Source organism: Candidatus Symbiopectobacterium sp., from assembly GCF_020054415.1.
Classification (GTDB): domain Bacteria; phylum Pseudomonadota; class Gammaproteobacteria; order Enterobacterales; family Enterobacteriaceae; genus Symbiopectobacterium.
This window is the reverse complement of record NZ_JAHWCO010000464.1, coordinates 1-20,097: the sequence shown is the minus strand read 5'-3', so window position 1 is coordinate 20,097 and position 20,097 is coordinate 1. Positions and strand designations below refer to the sequence as shown.

General features: G+C 52.8%; 20 protein-coding genes. 9 read left to right on the top strand and 11 right to left on the bottom strand.

The features are described 5' to 3' along the window. Window positions 1-278: 278 nt before the first annotated feature. Entirely contained in the window at window positions 279-1,136 is an 858-nt protein-coding gene (gene tsf, locus QZ506_RS13575; RefSeq protein ID WP_291971716.1) for a translation elongation factor Ts, read from the bottom strand. Window positions 1,137-1,243: 107 nt separating this feature from the next. Then, window positions 1,244-1,969 carry a 30S ribosomal protein S2 gene (gene rpsB / locus QZ506_RS13570; RefSeq protein WP_291971714.1) on the bottom strand — a complete coding sequence of 242 codons (726 nt, stop codon included), beginning with the start codon at window positions 1,967-1,969 and terminating at the stop codon, window positions 1,244-1,246. A 373-nt stretch (window positions 1,970-2,342) separates the two neighbouring features. Here rpsB and map point away from each other — a divergent pair, with 373 nt between their 5' ends. From map to QZ506_RS13550, 4 genes are all read left to right on the top strand, one after another. Beyond that, window positions 2,343-3,137 carry a type I methionyl aminopeptidase gene (gene map / locus QZ506_RS13565; protein ID WP_291971712.1) on the top strand — a complete coding sequence of 265 codons (795 nt, stop codon included), beginning with the start codon at window positions 2,343-2,345 and terminating at the stop codon, window positions 3,135-3,137. A 109-nt stretch (window positions 3,138-3,246) separates the two neighbouring features. After that, on the top strand, window positions 3,247-5,928 hold the full coding sequence (gene glnD, locus QZ506_RS13560; protein WP_291971710.1) for a bifunctional uridylyltransferase/uridylyl-removing protein GlnD: 2,682 nt from the start codon (window positions 3,247-3,249) through the stop codon (window positions 5,926-5,928). Between the two features lie 32 nt (window positions 5,929-5,960). After that, entirely contained in the window at window positions 5,961-6,785 is an 825-nt protein-coding gene (dapD, locus tag QZ506_RS13555; RefSeq protein ID WP_291971708.1) for a 2,3,4,5-tetrahydropyridine-2,6-dicarboxylate N-succinyltransferase, read from the top strand. A gap of 56 nt (window positions 6,786-6,841) precedes the next feature. After that, the gene (locus QZ506_RS13550; protein WP_291971706.1) at window positions 6,842-7,231 is read left to right on the top strand and encodes a DUF3461 family protein; all 390 of its coding nucleotides are present in this window, start codon (window positions 6,842-6,844) and stop codon (window positions 7,229-7,231) included. A gap of 74 nt (window positions 7,232-7,305) precedes the next feature. On the opposite strand, the gene QZ506_RS13545 is transcribed toward QZ506_RS13550, so the two are convergent. From QZ506_RS13545 to syd, 4 genes are all read right to left on the bottom strand, one after another. After that, window positions 7,306-7,761 carry a flavodoxin gene (locus QZ506_RS13545; protein WP_291971704.1) on the bottom strand — a complete coding sequence of 152 codons (456 nt, stop codon included), beginning with the start codon at window positions 7,759-7,761 and terminating at the stop codon, window positions 7,306-7,308. A 55-nt stretch (window positions 7,762-7,816) separates the two neighbouring features. Next, window positions 7,817-8,605, bottom strand: a complete 789-nt coding sequence (gene truC / locus QZ506_RS13540) for a tRNA pseudouridine(65) synthase TruC (protein ID WP_291971750.1) — start codon at window positions 8,603-8,605, stop codon at window positions 7,817-7,819. Next, window positions 8,598-8,945 carry a YqcC family protein gene (locus QZ506_RS13535; RefSeq protein ID WP_291971702.1) on the bottom strand — a complete coding sequence of 116 codons (348 nt, stop codon included), beginning with the start codon at window positions 8,943-8,945 and terminating at the stop codon, window positions 8,598-8,600. The genes truC and QZ506_RS13535 overlap by 8 nt, the downstream gene beginning before the upstream one ends. Window positions 8,946-9,616: 671 nt before the next feature. Then, window positions 9,617-10,162, bottom strand: a complete 546-nt coding sequence (syd, locus tag QZ506_RS13530; RefSeq protein ID WP_291971700.1) for a SecY-interacting protein — start codon at window positions 10,160-10,162, stop codon at window positions 9,617-9,619. Window positions 10,163-10,231: 69 nt separating this feature from the next. Between syd and queF the strand changes: the two genes are divergently transcribed. The 3 genes from queF to xni all read left to right on the top strand — a co-directional run bounded on the left by queF (window position 10,232) and on the right by xni (window position 13,451). Next, entirely contained in the window at window positions 10,232-11,083 is an 852-nt protein-coding gene (gene queF / locus QZ506_RS13525; RefSeq protein WP_291971699.1) for an NADPH-dependent 7-cyano-7-deazaguanine reductase QueF, read from the top strand. Window positions 11,084-11,258: 175 nt separating this feature from the next. Beyond that, a complete protein-coding gene (gene ppnN / locus QZ506_RS13520; protein ID WP_291971697.1) occupies window positions 11,259-12,623 on the top strand; it encodes a nucleotide 5'-monophosphate nucleosidase PpnN in 1,365 nt (454 codons plus the stop codon). Between the two features lie 66 nt (window positions 12,624-12,689). Beyond that, window positions 12,690-13,451, top strand: coding sequence for a flap endonuclease Xni (xni, locus tag QZ506_RS13515; RefSeq protein ID WP_291971695.1), 762 nt, complete (start codon window positions 12,690-12,692; stop codon window positions 13,449-13,451). Window positions 13,452-13,628: 177 nt separating this feature from the next. Here xni and rlmM read toward each other — a convergent pair whose 3' ends face one another. From rlmM to QZ506_RS13495, 4 genes are all read right to left on the bottom strand, one after another. Further along, window positions 13,629-14,729, bottom strand: a complete 1,101-nt coding sequence (gene rlmM / locus QZ506_RS13510; RefSeq protein ID WP_291971693.1) for a 23S rRNA (cytidine(2498)-2'-O)-methyltransferase RlmM — start codon at window positions 14,727-14,729, stop codon at window positions 13,629-13,631. Then, a complete protein-coding gene (locus QZ506_RS13505) occupies window positions 14,722-15,117 on the bottom strand; it encodes a DUF423 domain-containing protein (protein WP_291971691.1) in 396 nt (131 codons plus the stop codon). Before QZ506_RS13505 ends, rlmM begins: the two co-directional genes overlap by 8 nt. A gap of 48 nt (window positions 15,118-15,165) precedes the next feature. Further along, window positions 15,166-16,089 carry a transcriptional regulator GcvA gene (locus QZ506_RS13500; protein WP_291971689.1) on the bottom strand — a complete coding sequence of 308 codons (924 nt, stop codon included), beginning with the start codon at window positions 16,087-16,089 and terminating at the stop codon, window positions 15,166-15,168. A 463-nt stretch (window positions 16,090-16,552) separates the two neighbouring features. Next, the gene (locus tag QZ506_RS13495; protein ID WP_291971687.1) at window positions 16,553-16,774 is read right to left on the bottom strand and encodes a YgdI/YgdR family lipoprotein; all 222 of its coding nucleotides are present in this window, start codon (window positions 16,772-16,774) and stop codon (window positions 16,553-16,555) included. 173 nt (window positions 16,775-16,947) lie between these two features. Between QZ506_RS13495 and csdA the strand changes: the two genes are divergently transcribed. Together csdA and csdE are read left to right on the top strand one after the other, a co-directional pair. Continuing rightward, complete coding sequence (gene csdA, locus QZ506_RS13490; RefSeq protein ID WP_291971685.1) at window positions 16,948-18,153, top strand: cysteine desulfurase CsdA; 1,206 nt, start codon at window positions 16,948-16,950, stop codon at window positions 18,151-18,153. A 43-nt stretch (window positions 18,154-18,196) separates the two neighbouring features. After that, a complete protein-coding gene (gene csdE, locus QZ506_RS13485; RefSeq protein WP_291971748.1) occupies window positions 18,197-18,634 on the top strand; it encodes a cysteine desulfurase sulfur acceptor subunit CsdE in 438 nt (145 codons plus the stop codon). 369 nt (window positions 18,635-19,003) lie between these two features. Here csdE and tcdA read toward each other — a convergent pair whose 3' ends face one another. Continuing rightward, window positions 19,004-19,825: a tRNA cyclic N6-threonylcarbamoyladenosine(37) synthase TcdA gene (tcdA, locus tag QZ506_RS13480; RefSeq protein ID WP_291971683.1), complete on the bottom strand. Its 822-nt coding sequence runs from the start codon at window positions 19,823-19,825 to the stop codon at window positions 19,004-19,006. Window positions 19,826-20,097: the final 272 nt, after the last annotated feature.

Genomic DNA, 20,097 nt, shown 5'->3' with positions numbered 1-20,097 from the left:
ATGGGAATGTGATTACTGTCACGCTTTAGTCCCTCCTACCGCGAGCGTCATTGAACCGACGCATAAATGCGCAGTGGCAGTAAAACGTGTTGAAAATTTTGGCTGGATATACCCGGCTTCATACGAATGGCCCGTGGGTATGCCCCGAGGGTATGACCCATAAGTGTTGTGCTTCGGTTTACTCAGAAATGCGCCAAGTGAACCTCGCCAACGCCGCTGTACGTGAAGTATGACGGGTATAAAAAGGAACCACCAACTGGCGGCTCCTTTTTTGCATCTTAAGACTGCTTGCTCATCGCGGCGACTTCAGCAGCGAAGTCAACTTCCGCTTTCTCAATGCCTTCACCCACTTCGAAACGGATGAAGCTGATGACGTCAGCTTTGTGCTCTTTCAGCAGATCGCCAACGGTTTTGTTGGGATCCATCACGAAGTGTTGACCGGTCAGAGAGATTTCGCCGGTGAATTTACGCATACGGCCTTCGACCATTTTTTCTGCGATTTCACACGGTTTGCCAGATTGCATGGCAATGTCCAACTGGATCTGATGCTCACGCGCAACCACATCAGCCGGAACGTCTTCTGCTTTCACGTACTCAGGTTTGCTGGCAGCAATGTGCATAGCAACGTGCTTAACCAGTTCTTCGTCAGCGCCGGTAGCGGCAACCAGTACGCCAATGCGTGCGCCGTGCAGGTAAGCACCCAGCACGTCACCTTCCTGAATAGCGATACGACGAATATTGATGTTTTCACCAATTTTCGCGACCAGGGTAGTACGCTGCTCTTCGAATTTCGCTTTCAGAACGTCAACGTTGGTGATGCGTTCGTCCAGTGCAGCCGTTGCAACTTCTTCGCCAAAAGCTTTGAAGCCAGCATCTTTAGCAACGAAGTCAGTTTCGCAGTTCAGCTCAACGATAACGCCATATTTGCCGTCAGCCGCGATCTTGGTCAGAATCACACCTTCAGCAGCAACACGGCCTGCTTTTTTCGCAGCTTTAGCCTGGCCAGACTTACGCATGTTATCGATAGCAAGTTCGATACCACCGTTAGCTTCGACCAGCGCTTTCTTGCATTCCATCATGCCAGCGCCAGTACGCTCGCGCAGTTCTTTTACAAGGACAGCGGTAATTTCAGCCATTATCTTTTCCTCGGTTATCTCGTGGGAGATAAATAAAAGGGGGACTTAGGCCCCCTAACCAACATATTCAATACCTGGTTAATAAGGGCTCGACGGAGCCAGTCTTATTATTCAGCTTCTACCAAGCCTTCTTCCGCTTGAACAGCAAGATCTTGAGAACGGCCTTCACGAACAGCGGTAGCAACAGCGCTCAGGTACAGGGTTACTGCACGGATGGCGTCGTCGTTGCCAGGGATGATGAAGTCAACGCCATCCGGATCGGAGTTGGTATCAACCACAGCAAATACCGGGATACCTAGGTTGTTTGCTTCTTTGATGGCGATGTGTTCATGGTCAGCGTCAACCACAAACAGAGCATCTGGCAGGCCGCCCATATCTTTGATACCGCCCAGGCTGTTTTCCAGCTTGTCCAGTTCACGAGTACGCATCAGAGCTTCTTTTTTGGTCAGCTTGTCGAAGGTACCGTCTTGAGATTGGGTTTCCAGATCTTTCAAACGCTTGATGGACTGACGAACGGTTTTCCAGTTAGTCAGCATACCGCCCAACCAGCGATGGTTCACGAAGAACTGGTCGCAGTTGTTTGCAGCGTCTTTTACCGCTTCGCTTGCAGCACGTTTCGTACCAACGAACAGGATTTTGCCTTTGCGAGAAGAGATTTTTCTCAGCTCAGCCAATGCACCGTTGAACATCGGAACGGTTTTTTCAAGGTTGATGATGTGAACTTTGTTACGCGCACCAAAAATGAAAGGTTTCATTTTCGGGTTCCAGTAACGGGTCTGGTGACCGAAGTGTACGCCAGCCTTGAGCATATCGCGCATGGAAACAGTTGCCATGATTACCTCTATAAATTGAGTACGGGGTTAAGCCTCCACATGTCCCATTACACCGACCCTTCAGCCACGTCATAAGACATTGACCTTCGAGCACCCCGGTGAACGTGTCGACATGTGTGTGTTATTTACACATATGAGTTTAGTGAATTCCGCTGAACCTGTCAGCCAGACCCAGTCAGATCACCGGCGCGCTTTATACCATAAAGTCCCCCCCGACACCAACTTTTGTCGCACCCTTTACCCGATTTTCTCCTGACGTACCGCCATTGAATCCAAATGTGGATTTGGCACCATCCGTCAGGGCTGATAACATAAGTTGTTAGTGAGTAACCTTAAATTCGTCGACTGCTTCGACACCTGCGGACAATTTTGCATGGCTATATCGATAAAAACCCCTGAAGACATCGAGAAAATGCGCGTCGCTGGCCGCCTCGCGGCGGAAGTGCTGGAAATCATCGAACCGTATGTGGTTCCCGGTGTCAGCACTGGCGAACTCGATCGCATCTGCCACGACCATATTACCAACAAGCAGCAGGCCATTTCTGCCAGCCTCGGTTATCACGGTTTTCCGAAATCGGTGTGTATCTCTATCAACGAAGTGGTATGCCACGGCATTCCCAGCGATGATCGTCTGCTGAAAGACGGTGACATCGTCAATATCGACGTCACGGTCATCAAAGACGGCTTCCACGGTGACACCTCCAAGATGTTCATCGCCGGTAAACCCACCATTCTGGGCGAACGTCTGTGCCGTATCACACAGGAAAGTCTCTATCTGGCGCTGAAAATGGTCAAGCCAGGCATCCGGCTGCGTGCCTTGGGTAAAGCCATCCAGGTATTTGCGGAACGCAATGATTTCTCCGTGGTACGCGAATATTGCGGCCACGGTATTGGTCGCGGTTTCCATGAAGAACCTCAGGTGCTGCATTACGATGCCGATGACGGCGGCGTAGTGCTGCAAGCGTGCATGACATTCACCATTGAACCGATGCTTAACGCCGGCGATTTCCGTATCCGCACCATGAAAGACGGTTGGACGGTAAAAACCAAAGATCGCAGCTTGTCGGCGCAATACGAGCATACTATTGTGGTAACAGAAAACGGTTGCGAAATTATGACGCTGAGGAAAGACGACACCATCCCCAACATCATTTCGCACCCGGCATAATGGTGCGCCATCCCGACGGTTATCTTTCGGCGGCGGCCAGGGATACCGTTAACAGGGCTGGCGTCTCTTTTATGGCGTTTGCCAGGCAACGCTTAAGGGATGTGAATTTATGAATGACAACAACGCTTCTCACTCCGCCGACGTGTTCACCGCTGACATACAGCCCCCCTCCTCCCCATTAACCTACAGCGACAGCGAATTGGATTGCTCAGCGCTCAAACTGTCCATGGAGCGTTTTCAGACGTGGTTGGGCGCTGAATTTCGCGCCGGGGTAGCCGCCGAAACGTTGATTACCGCCAGAACCTTTTTTATCGACCATCTGCTGCAACGTCTGTGGGCGTTTTACGGTTTCGAATCTGCCGCACAAACGGCGCTTGTGGCCGTTGGTGGATACGGGCGCGGTGAGTTGCACCCACTGTCGGATATTGATGTGCTGGTGCTCAGCGGGCAGTCGCTCAGCGCCCATCGATCTCAACAAGTGGGCGCGTTTATCACTCTGCTGTGGGACCTCAAGCTTGAAGTCGGTCATAGCGTGCGCACGCTGGATGAGTGCCTGCAAGAAGGCAGAGCGGATATTTCCGTGGCGACAAACCTTATCGAATCGCGCCTGATCTGCGGCGATGTTGCACTGTTTCTCTCCTTACAAAAACAGATTGTTAGTAAAGATTTTTGGCCCTCCTCCGCCTTTTTCCCGGCAAAAATCACCGAACAGCAAGAACGGCACCAGCGTTACCACAGCACCAGCTATCATCTTGAACCGGATATAAAAAGTAGCCCCGGTGGGCTGCGCGATATTCACACCTTGCTCTGGGTTGCACGGCGCCATTTTGGTGCCACGTCGCTCAACGAAATGGTCGGATTTGGTTTTCTCACCGAAGCAGAGCGCAACGAGCTCAATGAATGTCAGAGCTTCCTATGGCGCATTCGCTTTGCCTTGCATCTGATTCTGCCGCGTTACGACAACCGTTTGCTGTTTGACCGCCAGCTCAACGTGGCACAGTTGCTGAATTACCGTGGTGAGGGTAATGCGCCGGTTGAGCACATGATGAAAGATTTCTATCGCGCGACGCGCCGCGTCAGCGAGCTTAATCATATGCTGCTGCAACTGTTCGATGGTGCCATCCTGGCGTTGGATGCCAGTGAAAAACCCCGCGCGATAGATGATGAATTCCAACTGCGTGGCAATCTGATCGACCTGCGTGATGAGACGCTGTTCATGCACAAGCCGGAAGCAATTATGCGCATGTTTAGCACCATGGTGCGCAACGATGAGATTACTGGCATCTATTCCACCACGCTGCGCCAATTGCGTCATGCACGTCGCCATCTGGCCCAACCACTATGCGCAATTCCTGAAGCGCGGCACCTTTTTATGGCTATTTTGCGCCATCCACACGCGGTAAATCGTGCCCTACTGCCGATGCATCGTCATAGCGTATTGGAAGCGTATACACCGTTATGGAGCAATATTGTCGGGCAGATGCAGTTCGATCTGTTTCATGCCTATACCGTGGATGAGCACACGCTGCGTGTGCTGCTCAAACTGGAAAGCTTTGCCGACGAAGAGACGCGCGCCCAGCACCCACTGTGCGTGGAGCTGTATCCGCGCCTACCGCAGCCGGAATTACTGCTACTTACGGCGCTGTTTCATGACACTGCTAAAGGACGCGGCGGCGATCACTCAGAACTAGGGGCGCAAGATGTCGTTGAGTTTGCCGCTCTGCACCAGCTTAATTCACGCGAAACGCAACTGGTTGCCTGGTTGGTGCGCTGCCACCTGCTGATGTCGGTTACCGCACAGCGTCGCGACATTCAGGATCCGGCGGTTATCCAGCAGTTCGCCGCTGAAGTGAAAAGCGAAACCCGCCTGCGCTACCTGGTCAGCCTCACGGTCGCCGATATCTGCGCGACCAACGAAACCTTGTGGAACAGTTGGAAACAGAGCCTGCTGCGCGAACTTTATTTCGCCACCAAGAAACAGCTGCGCCGCGGGATGCAAAATACGCCGGATGCGCGCGATCGCGTACGCCATCATCGCCTTCAGGCCTTGGCGCTGCTGCGCATGGACAATATCGATGAAGAAGCGCTGCACCCTATCTGGAGCCGCTGCCGCGCAGATTATTTTCTGCGCCATTCGCCGAATCAGCTTGCCTGGCACGCACGCCATCTGGTTGAGCATGATTTACATCAGCCATTGGTGCTTATCAGCCACCAGGCTAGCCGCGGCGGCACTGAAATTTTCATCTGGAGCCCAGATCGCCCTTATCTGTTCGCCGCTGTGGCAGGCGAACTCGACCGTCGCAACCTGAGCGTACATGATGCGCAAATTTTCACCAGCCGCGATGGCATGGCAATGGACACCTTTATCGTACTGGAACCCGACGGCAGCACGGTCGCACCGGATCGTCACGAGTTTATTCGCCAGGCGCTGGTTCAGGCGCTCACGCAGCGCGATTACCAGCACCCGCGCCCACGCCGCACGTCCTCCAAATTACGCCATTTCAGTGTGCCCACGGAAATCAGCTTCCTACCGACACATACGGACAGACGCAGCTACATGGAGTTGAGCGCACTCGATCAACCGGGGCTACTGGCGCGCCTGGGTAAAGTGCTCGCCGATCTCAACGTGTCGTTACACGGTGCGCGCATTTCCACGATTGGCGAGCGGGTAGAAGACCTTTTTATCCTTGCAGACAAAGACAGACGCGCATTATCTCCGGAGTTGCGCCTTATCTTGCAACAACGGTTGACAGAAGCCCTCGACCCAAACGATAAAGTAACCCTGAATTAACCATTGACTGACAGCACAGAAAGAGAAACAGGATGCATCAATTACAAAACGTTATCGAAACCGCCTTTGAACGCCGTGCCGACATTACGCCGACCTCCGTGGACAGCGTAACCCGTGAAGCCGTTAATCAGGTAATTGGCTTATTGGACAGCTGCGCACTGCGCGTGGCGGAAAAAATCAATGGCGAGTGGGTGACGCACCAATGGTTGAAAAAAGCGGTGCTGCTCTCTTTCCGTATCAATGACAACCAACTGATGGAAGGGACGGAAACCCGCTACTACGACAAAGTGCCGATGAAATTCGCAGGTTACGATGAAGCGCGCTTCCAACGCGAAGGTCTCCGCGTAGTACCCCCTGCCAGCGTGCGTCAGGGCGCATTTATCGCCCGCAACACGGTACTGATGCCGTCTTATGTCAACATCGGTGCTTACGTTGACGAAGGCACCATGGTTGATACCTGGGCGACCGTCGGCTCTTGCGCACAGATCGGAAAAAACGTTCACCTGTCCGGCGGTGTCGGCATCGGTGGCGTACTGGAGCCGTTGCAGGCCAGCCCGACCATCATTGAAGACAACTGCTTTATCGGTGCTCGCTCTGAAGTGGTAGAAGGTGTGATCGTGGAAGAAGGCTCCGTCATCTCCATGGGCGTGTTTATCGGCCAAAGCACTAAAATCTATGATCGCGAAACCGGTGAAGTGCATTACGGTCGCGTACCGGCAGGCTCGGTCGTCGTTTCCGGCAACCTGCCGTCGAAAGATGGCAGCTACAGCCTGTACTGCGCCATGATCGTGAAAAAAGTGGATGCGAAAACCCGCGGTAAAGTGGGTATCAATGAGTTGCTCCGTACCATCGACTAAACTGAACAAGGCGGGTTTACCCGCCTTTTCTTTATCACTCCCGAAAAGGTGGCGCCATGTATGACAATCTAAAAAGCCTGGGTATCTCCCATCCCAATGAAATTGATCGGTATAGCCTGCGCCAGGAGGCCAGCAACGACATCCTGAAAATCTATTTTCGTAAGGATAAAGGGGAGTTTTTCGCCAAAAGCGTAAAATTTAAATATCCGCGCCAGCGTAAAACCATCGTTGCGGATAACAGCGGGCAAGGCTTTAAAGAGATCAATGAGATCAGCCCAAATCTGCGCTATGTCATTGATGAGCTAGACCAGATTTACCAACGCGATCAAGTGGAAGTCGACCTGAAACGCAAAATCCTTGATGATTTGCGTCATCTGGAAAGCGTGGTGGCAAACAAGATTAATGAGATCGAATCCGATCTGGAAAAGCTGACCAAAGGGCGTTAATACGCTGAGCAGCTAACGTCATGATAAAACGGAGCTTCATCGCTCCGTTTTTTATACACGTTGATTCAACGTGCTTAACCCGCTTCAACCAACCCCGCCCACTGCTCTACCCACGGGCAGGAAAGCACTTCTGGCTCCGGGCATTCTGTCGCGTCAATCTGAAGCACATTTCCCACACGCTGAGCCCCCATCTCTTGCAACAACGCATCAAACTGCTGGCCCGCGCCGCAAAAATGGGGGTAACTGCTGTCGCCCAGTGCAATGACGCCATAGCGCAGCGCTGGCTGATGACCACCTTTTTCACGCAGCGCAGCAAACAAGGGGGCGATGGAATCCGGCAGATCCCCTTGTACGGTGGTGGACGTTACCACCAGCACATATTGCTCGCGATACGCCAGCCAGGATGACAGCTCGGCATCTTCAAACACTTTGACCTGATGGCCGCGCTCACTCAGCAGATTCTCCGCCTCTTCTGCAACCAGCAATGCGTTTCCGTAAACCGTGCCAACAAAAATACCAATTTGCGCCATGATGATGACTCCACGTGTAATGTATCGCTGCGTGCCCGATAACGCCGTATCTGAGCTATTCTGCAATACTGGAAAGGCCGTTATCCTGCCCCGAGTCAGGCGGAAACTCAACCCTTTCAACATCAGGGAGACTGCCCAGCAAGCCAAATTGCGTCATTACGCGCATCCAGGCCATATCCAACCCAGCACGTAATACCAAGGGTTCCCCTGTTACAGGATGGCACAGCGTCAGCTGACTGGCATGCAACATCAAGCGTCCACAACCAAAATGCGCGGCCATCGCGCGATTCTGACGCAAATCACCGTGCTTTGAATCACCCAAAATGGGATGCCGCAAATGCACCATATGACGGCGCAACTGATGTTTGCGTCCCGTCTGCGGCATCAGCTCAACCAGGCCGTATCGGGCGGTAGGATAGCGCCCTACTGCTATCGGTTGCTCCACCTGTGCCAGAGAACGGTAGTGAGTGATAGCCGTCTGAGGTTGTTTATCGCGCTGGGCAAGCTTGTCAGCCACTTTGTCCAGCTCTTCGATCAGCGCATAGTCTATGGTATCGCTGCCGGAAAGGTAACCACGCACGACCGCATGATAGGTTTTCTGAATCTGGTGCTGCTCGAACTGCTGCGAAAGCAGGCGCGCAATGTCGCTGGAAAGCCCCAGCAGCACGCCTGACGTTGGCCTGTCCAGACGATGTACCGTGAAAACATGTTGACCAATCTGATCCCGTAGCGTCTGCATGATCACCACTTTTTCTTTACGATCCATCCAACTGCGGTGAACCAACCACCCAGCAGGTTTATTAATGGCGATCAGATGCTCATCCTGATACAGAATTTCAAGAATCCAGATCTCCCTGCGCATCTGCAGGCACAAACAGTGCATCCAACGCGCACAGTTGTTCCAACAGCGGCGCGATGTCGTTGATATCCCCGGTCAGGGCCTCTTCAAAATAGGGGGTGATCGCGAGCGCCTGGGGTAAGGGAACGCCGCCATCCAGCATCGCATGCAGTCGCGGCAACAGTACCCATTGCAACCACTGTTCAGCGCTCATGGTGTCAATGCAGAAAGGTTCTGTGCTGGTAAACGCACTGGCCTGCGGCGGGGCGAATTGCCAAAACACGCTGTCGCGTAGCGTGCGTTCAATTTCCCATAAGGCGTGTCGAATGTGGTCTTGGTGCGTCATGCTTTTCTCTCACCGGCTGCGTGGACGGCAAAGCATATCATTGAAGCTGGAGGAGCCCAACAGGCGCAGGGCAGCGGCGGCAACGCAATAGCTGGCCGCGTCTGCAAAGCGTTAACGGATACTCTGCGACAAAAAAGTTGGGGGCACTGATATTCAGTGCCCCCGGTTCGTTTTATAGCTTTCCCGCTACACCACTGCGTCCCTGCTCATCCGTGAAAACTTTTCCTTTGCGGTTATCCTAACCAGCTCTCCGTGCAAGCGTCCAACTTTCGTCCTGAGCGTTCTTACTGCATCTTCCGTGAAGACATTCCCTTTAGGCTCCTGCCCCACCGCCACTCCGTAACGGCTCTCAACCTCCTTCTTGGAGGTGTCCTTGGTTTCATCCTGAAGCCATTATCCTTCTCCACCACATTTAGCGATAAAGCAATACATCCTGTAACAGGTTACTAATTACTAAGATGTATTAAAAGGCGACGAACAGCAAGACCCTGATCAGATTTTTTCTTATATTTACGCTGAAACCCCTAATGCAAAGAAAGATATAATCCATTAATTTAAAAGAAAAAAAACGAAAAAAAAGTGCATGAAACGAGGAAAACACAGAGATATCTCACAATAAATGTAAGATATCTCTTACAGTAATATCCGCCAGATAACGCAGGCAGCCATCATCATACTCTCGGTTGCAACTGTTGCAGGAACACAGACAAAGAGGGAGCCAACACCCGATGTTCACGTGTACCAAAGGTTTCAAGCCATACTTCACCGCTAACATTGGATAACGAGATCAGCGCCATTTCTGATTCCGTCGTGGCTAAAAACAGCGTCGGCGGCAACTTGAGTCGCTTTTGCGTCAGCAAATGCCCGATCAGATTTTCTTGCATACGCACAAAATCATCCTCGCTCCACGATTGCAGTAGCAGGCAATCAATATCGGCAAAGCGCGCTTCCATATCCCCGGCATACTGCGTGGTAAAAAAAGCTTCAGCATCAAGATGCAGCGCAATTGTCGGCGCACGCGACACGCCGTCAAGTGCCGCACCCTCTGCCACAGGCTGAGGTGTCCAAAATACCCGCTCGCCGTCATTTTCCACTATGCAGGGTGAAGCAACGCCGTACAACGCCTCACTGGCGGGCAAATGCTCATAGGCTTGCTGCCAGGCCGCCATATAGCGCTGGGTAAACCCCTGGAGTGCGTGCTGCACATTTTCATCCATACTTTTTTCTCTTCACTGGGCGAGTCGGTTACACTACTGCATATCGTTTTTACTTTGCAAAGGCATGTTATGTCCACTTTTGACAAACAGGATGCGCTCAGTGCGTTACCTTTGGGAAAACCGACATCTTACCACGACAGCTACGATGCAGGCTTGTTACAAGCGGTTCCACGCAGTTTAAACCGCGCCCCTTTAGGCATTGATGCCGCGCATTTGCCGTTTCACGGTGAAGATATCTGGACATTATACGAACTCTCTTGGCTTGCGCCCAATGGAGTGCCGCAGGTTGCCGTAGGCGAAATGCATTTGCAGGCCGATAGCCCAAACCTTATCGAATCCAAAAGCTTCAAACTCTACCTGAACAGCTTCAATCAGACGGTTTTTGAAAATTGGCAACGGGTACAAGAGACACTAACGCGAGATCTGGCCGCCTGTGCGCAGGGTGAGGTTAGCGTGGCGCTGTTTTCGCTGGATGCTTTTCAGGGACAGACGATGGGCCAATTCCAAGGGGAATGTATTGACGGATTGGATATTCAGATCACGGATTATGCATTCAATGCCGACCATCTCGCCAACGCCTGCCACGCACAGCGCCCCGTTGTTGAAGAAACATTGGTGAGCCATGTGCTCAAATCCAACTGCCTGATCACTCACCAGCCGGATTGGGGCTCGGTGCAAATTCGCTACCGGGGCAAACGTATCGACAGAGAAGCCCTGCTGCGCTACATCGTCTCCTTTCGGCACCACAATGAGTTCCATGAGCAGTGCGTGGAGCGTATCTTCAACGACCTGATGCGTTTTTGCCAGCCAGAATCATTGACCGTTTACGCGCGCTATACACGCCGCGGCGGGCTGGACATCAATCCCTGGCGTAGCAACACCGACTTTATTGCAAACACCGGTCGCTTACCCCGGCAATAGTGCGGGATACGATACAATATCGTCATTCAGAAACGGCATTATTGGAAATAACTGATACCATCAGGTTAAGGTGGAGCAATACATAAAATCAGTGTGATGCGTCTTGCCACCACAGTGGCGACAAGGGATAGCCTAGAAATTTTGTTGTTATACACTGCGTTCTCAAGGAGTAAAATTGATTACACATATCAGCCCGTTAGGGTCTATGGATTTGTTATCGCAGTTGGAAGTGGACATGTTGAAAAGCACGGCCAGCAGCGATCTTTACCGTTTATTCCGCAACTGTTCGCTTGCCGTGCTGAATTCCGGCAGCCAAACCGATAACAGCAAAGAGCTGCTGTCCCGCTACGAAGATTTCGATATCAATGTATTGCGCCGTGAACGCGGCGTGAAGCTGGAGCTGGTCAATCCTCCGGAAGACGCTTTCGTCGGTGGCGACATTATCCGTTCGTTGCAGGCCAACCTGTTCGCCGTACTGCGCGACATTTTGTTTGTGAACGGGCAAATCACCTCTGCAGAGCGCTATCAGAACCTGAATCTGGAAAACAGTGCCCACATTACCAATCTAGTATTTTCTATTTTGCGCAGTGCGCGTGCGCTGCACGTCGGCGAAGAGCCCAACATGGTGGTGTGCTGGGGCGGCCACTCCGTCAATGAAACTGAATATATCTACGGACAAAAAGTCGGTAGCCAATTAGGGCTGCGTGAACTGAACATCTGTACTGGCTGCGGCCCCGGCGCCATGGAAGCACCGATGAAAGGTGCCGCCGTCGGCCACGCACATCAGCGCTATAAAGAAGGTCGCTTTATTGGCATGACGGAACCGTCCATCATCGCCGCCGAGCCGCCTAACCCGCTGGTGAATGAACTTATCATCATGCCCGATATCGAAAAACGCCTCGAAGCCTTCGTACGCATCGGGCACGGTATCATTATTTTCCCCGGCGGGGTTGGCACGGCGGAAGAGTTCCTCTACCTGCTGAGCATCATGATGAATCCGGAAAACAGCGAACAGGTGCTGCCTATCATCCTGACCGGGCCGGAGGAAAGCGCCGATTATTTCCGTGTTCTGGATGAATTTATCATCACCACCCTGGGCCGTCAGGCGCGCCGTTACTACTCCATCATCATTGATGATGCAGCGGAAGTGGCGCGGCAGATGAAGAAAGCGATGCCGCAGGTGAAGGAACATCGCCGTCATACCGGTGACGCCTACAGCTTTAACTGGTCATTGCGCATCGCACCCGATCTGCAATTGCCGTTTGAGCCCACTCACGAGAATATGGCAAACCTCAATCTGCACCCCAATCAAGCCCCAGAAGCGCTGGCCTCTGCGCTGCGCAAAGCGTTTTCTGGCATTGTGGCGGGCAACGTCAAAGAGGTTGGCATTCAGGCGATTGAAGAGCACGGCCCGTACAAGATCCACGGCGATGCACAACTGATACAAAGCATGGATAAACTGCTGCAAGGGTTCGTTGCGCAGCAAAGGATGAAGCTGCCGGGCAGCGCCTACATCCCTTGCTATGAAATCTGTACCTGATGCCATACTGGCGGGAAAACCGGATTTTCCCGCCACCTTCACCACGCTTCTCGCCGGGACCGCCTGATGCCTGTACATTTGCTGATTATCGATGCATTAAACCTGATTCGTCGTATCCATGCCGTGCAAGGATCTCCCTGTGTGTCGGCCTGTCAGCACGCCGTTACCCAACTGCTACAGCATAGTCAGCCGACGCACGCCGTCGCGGTGTTTAATGATGAACAGCGCGCTGATAGTTGGCGGCACCAGTTATTGCCCGACTATAAAGCGGGCCGCCCTCCTATGCCTGAGAATCTGACGCTTGAACTGCCGCAAATACGGCAAGCGCTGGTATCAATGGGCATCCCCTGTTGGCATACACCAGGCAATGAAGCCGATGATTTGGCGGCAACGCTCGCCACAAAAGTCGCCCACGCCGGTCATCAGGCAACGATTGTCTCAACCGACAAGGGCTACTGCCAACTGCTAGCCCCCACTATTCAGATTCGCGATTATTTTCAAAAGCGCTGGTTGGATGTGCCTTTTATAGCACAGGAGTTTGGCGTATCACCGCAGCAACTGCCTGATTTCTGGGGGCTGGCAGGCATCAGCAACAGAAAAATACCCGGCGTGGTGGGCATTGGTCCCAAAAGCGCAAGTCAGCTGCTTGCCCAAGCCGGAACCTTGGAACAGCTCTACCAGCAATTGGATGCGGTTCCAGAAAAATGGCGGCGCAAACTGGAATCGCAGCGCGAAATGGCCTTTATCAGCCGTCAGGTAGCGACGTTACGTACGGATTTGGCACTGGAAGGGAATTTGCAACAGTTACGGCTGACGGCGGGGAAATAAACGCGACGTTCTTCCCGAACGACGCGTAAGATTGCAGACAAACCCACTAGAAAAGTCATTCCCGCTCCTAACCCGTCATTACCGCGAAAGCGGGAATCTCTTGCAGATGTAGCGCGCTTCTTCTGGCAGAGATCCCCGGCTTTTGCCGAGGATGACGAATAGAAAAGCGCGTTGCGCTTAACGCCCATCGCGCCGCACCGGCACCGCGCCCCATATACGCCGCGCGTGTACCGTTACCTCTTCGCGATCATGGTACAGTTGGCGAGCACGGAGTTCGTAGTTGATACCATTCTCACTCAAGCGCTCGCTCAGCAGCGCCAGATTTTGTGTCACTTCCTCATAGCGTTTTTTCATCGGCAACTTGAGGTTGAATATCACTTCCCGGCACCAACCCTTCACCAGCCAATCGACCATCAGGTTAGCCACCCGCGCTGGTTTCTCCACCATATCGCACACCAACCAAGTGATATTGTTGCGCGGTGGCTCAAAACGAAAACCATCGGCGGCATGATGTGTCACCTGACCAGTATCCATCAGGCTTTGCGCCATGGTACCGTTGTCCACGGCATGCACCATCATGCTGCGCTTCACCAGTTGATAGGTCCAACCGCCGGGGCACGCCCCCAAATCCACCGCGTACATGCCACTTGCCAAACGCTCATCCCACTCATCAGCCGGGATGAATACGTGGAACGCCTCTTCCAGTTTTAATGTCGAACGGCTTGGCGCATCAGAAGGGAATTTCAGACGCGGGATACCCATGTAAAACGGCGAGTGGTTATTGCTGTAGGAATAGCCCACATAGCAATGCCCCGGGGCAATAAACAACACATGGATAACAGGACGAGATGCTTTTTCATACGGCAGCAGAATGCCGTTTTCCTTCAGGGCGGCGCGCAAAGGCACGGTGAATTTGCGGCAAAACTTCAGCAGCTCTTTGCTTTCATTGGTTTCCGGTACTTCAACGCGCAGTTCTCCAGCCCGTTCAATCGCACCAGTCAGCATGCAGACAATCGGGGTAATGCGATCTTCCGGCGGCAAATCGCGCAACAGCTCACCGCACACGAACCATTGACGGGCAAAAACCAGCGTATCAAACGGCAATGTTTTGATTAAGCGATCGGCATCTTCATGCTGATAGCATTCATACATCACATAGCCACAATTTTCTTTAACCCTGGCGAAGCCAAAAACCTCATGTGCGGTGGCTTTTTCCGTTATCTCTGCCGCACACTCTTTTTCGAAACCGGGGCGGCAATATAAAATTACCTTATTCATTACTTTTCGCCTTTCTTGTCTGGTGCAGCACGCCAATCAACATCAAAACCCATCCGGTCAGGAAGAAAAGACCGCCAACCGGCGTGACAAACGCCCAAAACCGCAGGTACGACAGCGCCAGACAATAAAGACTGCCGCTAAACAGCACGGTGCCAAGTGCCAACGCAATGCTGCTCCAATAAAACCACAAATTACGGCGCTGGCGCATCAACACCGACAGCGCCAGAATCGCCAGCGTATGAAACGCCTGATATTCAAGCCCGGTTTTTAGCCAGACCATCTCGGCAGCGCCCAGCGATTTGCTGAGCACATGCGCACTAAAGGCACCCAACGCTACAAACACAAACCCGCTGATCGCGGAAAACATCAGCATAAAACGACTGTTCATCGTATTTTCCACAGTAAATCGATTCAAATATTATCCGAACGCCACATATCAACGTGCGGCGTCGTCATAGCGGAAACGAAACTTCTCTTGCTCGCTTGCCGCGCGCGCCAAAATCCAGTGGCGAAAAGCGGCTATTTTACCCAGTTCAGCCTGACTGTCATGACAAACCAGATAAAAAGCATTTTTACTGACCAATACGTCGTTAAATGGGCATACTAACCGACCCGCTTCAATCTCGGTCTGAGCCATCACGTTATTTGCCAAAGCGACCCCCTGTCCGTGGATCGCCGCCTGCAACACCATCGCACTGTAGCTAAATATCGGCCCTTGCTGCACGTTGATCTGCACGCCAAGCTGCCGGGTGTAGGCTAACCAGTCGCGGCGAGACGCATCATGCAACAGGGTATGCCCTACCAGATCCTGCGGGGTTTTTAGCGGATGCTTGCCCGTTAGCAATACCGGAGAACAGACAGGCAACATATACTCAGCATAGAGCTTTTCAACGCGCAAACCATGCCAGTTGCCACGCCCGTAAAAAATCGCCACATCCACATCATCTGACAAGCGATCTTCCTGACGGCCTACAGCCTGAATTCGCACATCAATCCCCGGAAATTCCGCATTGAAACTCGATAATCGCGGTACCAGCCAATGGATGGCGAAACTGGGTAACAGGCTGACCGTCAATGCACCTTTGGCACTGCGTGACTGTAACTTGCGCGTCGCTTCATTGAGTGAAGAGAAGATCTCTTTTATATCAATATAGTAGCTTTTCCCCTCTTCCGTCAGCAGCAAAGAGCGATTGCGGCGACGAAATAGCTTGAGCCCAAAAAAATCTTCTAATGACCTGATTTGATGACTGACAGCAGACTGTGTGACAAACAGTTCCTCCGCCGCTTTGGTGAAGCTGAGGTGGCGGGCGGCAGAATCAAATACACGCAACGCATTGAGCGGAGGGAGTCGCTTTGACATAGGGTAATGTTCTTCTTTTTCCTAAGAGGTGCACGGAGGCAGCACCGTTCCAGCCATTAGTTTTTTTTATCCGAGACATTATAATTTGTCCGTTGAGGATGCACCAGCAAATACCTATATTAGCGCCACTTCCTTGAGCCGGAACGAAAGGTGCGGCAGGCGTTTCCTGAAGTGCTTTTGGCTTGTGGTTGTGATGTGATGTTGTGTTTGCTATTTATTGTCTGCTTTTCAGACATGGTAGCCAAGGCTACCTTTCACTTCCTGTACATTTACCCTGTCTGTCCATAGTGATTTTTATGTGGCACCGCTTTTTAGCGGTGCTTTTTTTTGCCTTACAGGCGGCAAATCTCCGTGTGCCAGAAATGACAATTCCCGTGCTGACATTTCAGACTCGCCTTACCGAATGAGTAAGCAACGAAATGGCAGTGCGAGAATCGAGACACAGGTTACACCCGAGGGAAAACTATTTTGCTTCCACCATTTCCTTCAGGTTATCACGGTTGATCTGCTGCTCGTGGCCGTAGGCATCGACGTAGCTGATTATTCCGGTATCCTCATCCACTTTCGGTTTCCCTTCAGCGACAATGGTGCGCCCGTCGTTGGTATGCAGCACATAATTACTCGAACAGGCAGTCAAAGAGAGTGCAGCCATCACAACGGCAATAATTACTATTTTGTTCTTCATAGTGTACTCCAAGTAAATTTTTAGGTTACTTATTTCGCTATTACCGAACGATAGTTCCGTTTATCAACAATGTTAAGACTAGCAAAATCATTTCAATATGCGTTTAAGGATCGTCCTAAAACTTGTTTCCCTGTAAAAAATGCGACAGGATCGTCTGCCAGAAGAGGAACACCATGACAGCATTCAATCCCGCAACCTTTCGTAATGATTTCCCTGCACTCGCGCGATCCGGCGTTTATCTGGACAGCGCGGCAACGGCGCTCAAACCCCAGCCGGTCATTGATGCCATCTCGCAGTATTACACCTCCGAGACCGGTAACGTGCACCGCAGCCAACATGCTCACGCACAGCAGGTGACAGCGCGATTCGAGCAGGTTCGATGCGCGGTAGCCGCCCTGCTTAACGCCGACGATACGCGTTGCATCGTGTGGACTCGCGGTACGACAGAAGCCATTAATCTGGTAGCGCAAATCTATGCACGCCCTCGTTTGCAGCCGGGTGATGAAATCATCGTCAGCGAAGCGGAGCACCACGCCAACCTCATTCCCTGGCTGATGGTGGCACAGCAAACCGGTGCACACGTCGCCAAGCTACCGATTGGCGCGGATGCGCGGCCTAACCTGGAAGCATTGGCCGATCTGATCACCCCACGCACGCGCCTGCTGGCACTGGGCCAGATGTCTAATGTGACAGGGGGACAACCCGATCTGGCGAAAGCGATCGCGCTGGCGCATCAGGCAGGTGCTGTGGTGATGGTCGACGGCGCGCAAGGCATTGTGCACAGCGCACCTGATGTACAGGCGCTGGATATCGATTTTTACGCCTTCTCCGGCCACAAACTTTTTGGCCCGACCGGTATTGGCGTGTTGTACGGCAAAGCTGACCTGCTGGAATCCATGCCGCCCTGGCACGGTGGAGGGAAAATGATGAGCGTGGTCTCTTTTGATGGGTTTACACCGCAGGCCATTCCTCAGCGATTTGAAGCGGGCACCCCCGCTATTGCCGAAGTGCTCGGGTTAGGGGCTGCGCTGACGTGGATGCAAGGCTATGACTGGCGCGCTGCGGATCAATATAGCCAAGGGTTGGCACAATTGGCTGAACAGCAGTTTGCTCGTTTCCCCGGTTTTCGCTCACTGCGCAGTCCCAACGCGACCATCCTGTCGTTTACCCTGACCGATGCACATCCGAACGATCTGGCAACGCTTCTTGCAGAGCAGCAGATTGCTGTTCGCGCCGGACACCATTGCGCTCAACCGTTATTCGCGGCACTTGGATTCGATGGCGCAGTACGCGCCTCTTTCGCGCCCTATAATAACGAGCATGATGTCACCGCGCTGGTGACTGCGGTTGGCAATGCTTTGGATTTACTGCGAGATTGATTGACGAACAATGGAACTGGCCTACACCATGACAGAACATCCCATGACAGAGCACACCGCTCACCCTTTTGGCCGTGCCATCACTGCAGAGACCTTACAGCACACCTTCGATGCCTGCCGCTCGTGGGAAGAGCGTTATCGGCAATTGATCCTTCTGGCTAAACAGCTTCCGGCCCTGCCGGACGCTTTGAAAAATGACACTATCGCCCTGTCTGGCTGTGAAAATCGCGTCTGGTTGGGCTATGAGAAACAACAGGATGGTCGATTGCACTTTTACGGTGACAGCGACGGGCGTATCGTGCGCGGTTTGCTTGCTGTACTGTTCACGGCGGTAGAAGGCAAACAGGCTGCCGATTTGCTAGGACAAGATCCATTGTCCCTGTTTGACCAACTCGCCCTGCGCGCGCAGCTCAGCGCCTCACGCGCCAGCGGATTATCCGCGCTGGCACAGCGTATTCAAGCCATAGCCGCACAGGCTTAGCCTATTTAGGCCCAGTCTTTTTGTTCGTACCGTGGGTGTTTCGTGCGCGTTAACCCCCGCGGTTATTTGCATCTTACATCGCACGCGCCTGACACGGTGCGCTCAATCGCCCTCGCCCCGTGGCCCCTGGCTTTTCGCGGGAAATAACGCCGCTACCCGGTGCCTTTGGGGCCCGATCCCACTGGCGGGCCGCCAGCGACGCGTTCCCGACGCGGCGCTGACTTTCGCGGCGTCCTGCCGCTCACCCTGTGGTCTCGTTCCCCTCAGCGTTATTTTTTACGCGCTATAACGTCAACCCATTCAAATCATGCGGCTTTACGCTATTTTTTTGGGTCGTCCTCAGCACCTACGCAGCGATTGTCGTACCGCTCAGGAACCAACCTGCTGCGCTTCGCGCGCCGCCTTCGCCATCATTTTCTTTAACGCGTGGGATACCGCAACAAATCCAAAGGTCGCGGTCACCATGGTGGCAGCCCCAAAGCCAGAGGCGCAATCCATACGTTTTACCCCTTCCGCCGTGCTGTGCGATGCGCACACCGATCCATCTGCCTGCGGGTACACCAGCGGCTCATCGGAAAATACGCAGTCAATGCCTAAGCGGTCTTTGCTGTTCTTGACCACGTTGAAATCGTGTTTAAGCCGCTCACGCAGCTTGGCCGCCAGCGGGTCCTGAATAGTTTTGGCAAGATCCACCACGCTGACGCGTGTCGGATCTATTTGCCCACCAGCCCCGCCGGTCGTCACGAACGGAATTTTATAACGGCGACAGTATGCCAGCAGCGCCGCTTTCGGGCGCACGCTGTCAATCGCATCAATCACATAGCTGAAGCCACGGTTGAGATATTCCGCCACGTTATCCACCGTGACGAAATCATCCACGCAGGTAACCTTACATTCAGGGTTAATGGCACGGATACGCTCCGCCATCACTTCCGTTTTCGCCTGTCCGGTATGCTTGCGCAGCGCGTGAATCTGCCGGTTGGTGTTGCTGACACAGACGTCATCCATATCAATCAGCGTAATCGCACCAATGCCGGTACGCGCCAGCGCCTCTGCGGCCCAGGAGCCTACGCCGCCAATGCCGATAACGCACACGTGCGCCTGTGCGAACAGCGCCAACGCCTGCTGACCGTATAACCGCGCTGTGCCGCCGAAGCGTTGCAGATAGGCTTCGGATAACGTACCACTCATGACCACTAACCCTTAACTCTGATAACTGCTGTAAAAAAACAGGCCCGATCATAAAGCGATCGTGCCTGTTGCGCTACTGGTGTGATGAAAATCAGGCTGCCGCTACGTCCACCATACAGCTCATGGCATTATGATGCGCCGCGCGATATTTGAAGCCAAAACGTGCGATAAATGACAAGCTACTTTTGTTTCCAACAGTGCAACGAAATTACACTCTTATTTTTCATCAGAGCCATTTTGGCCTTTTCGAGCATTCCGGTTAACTGGACAAT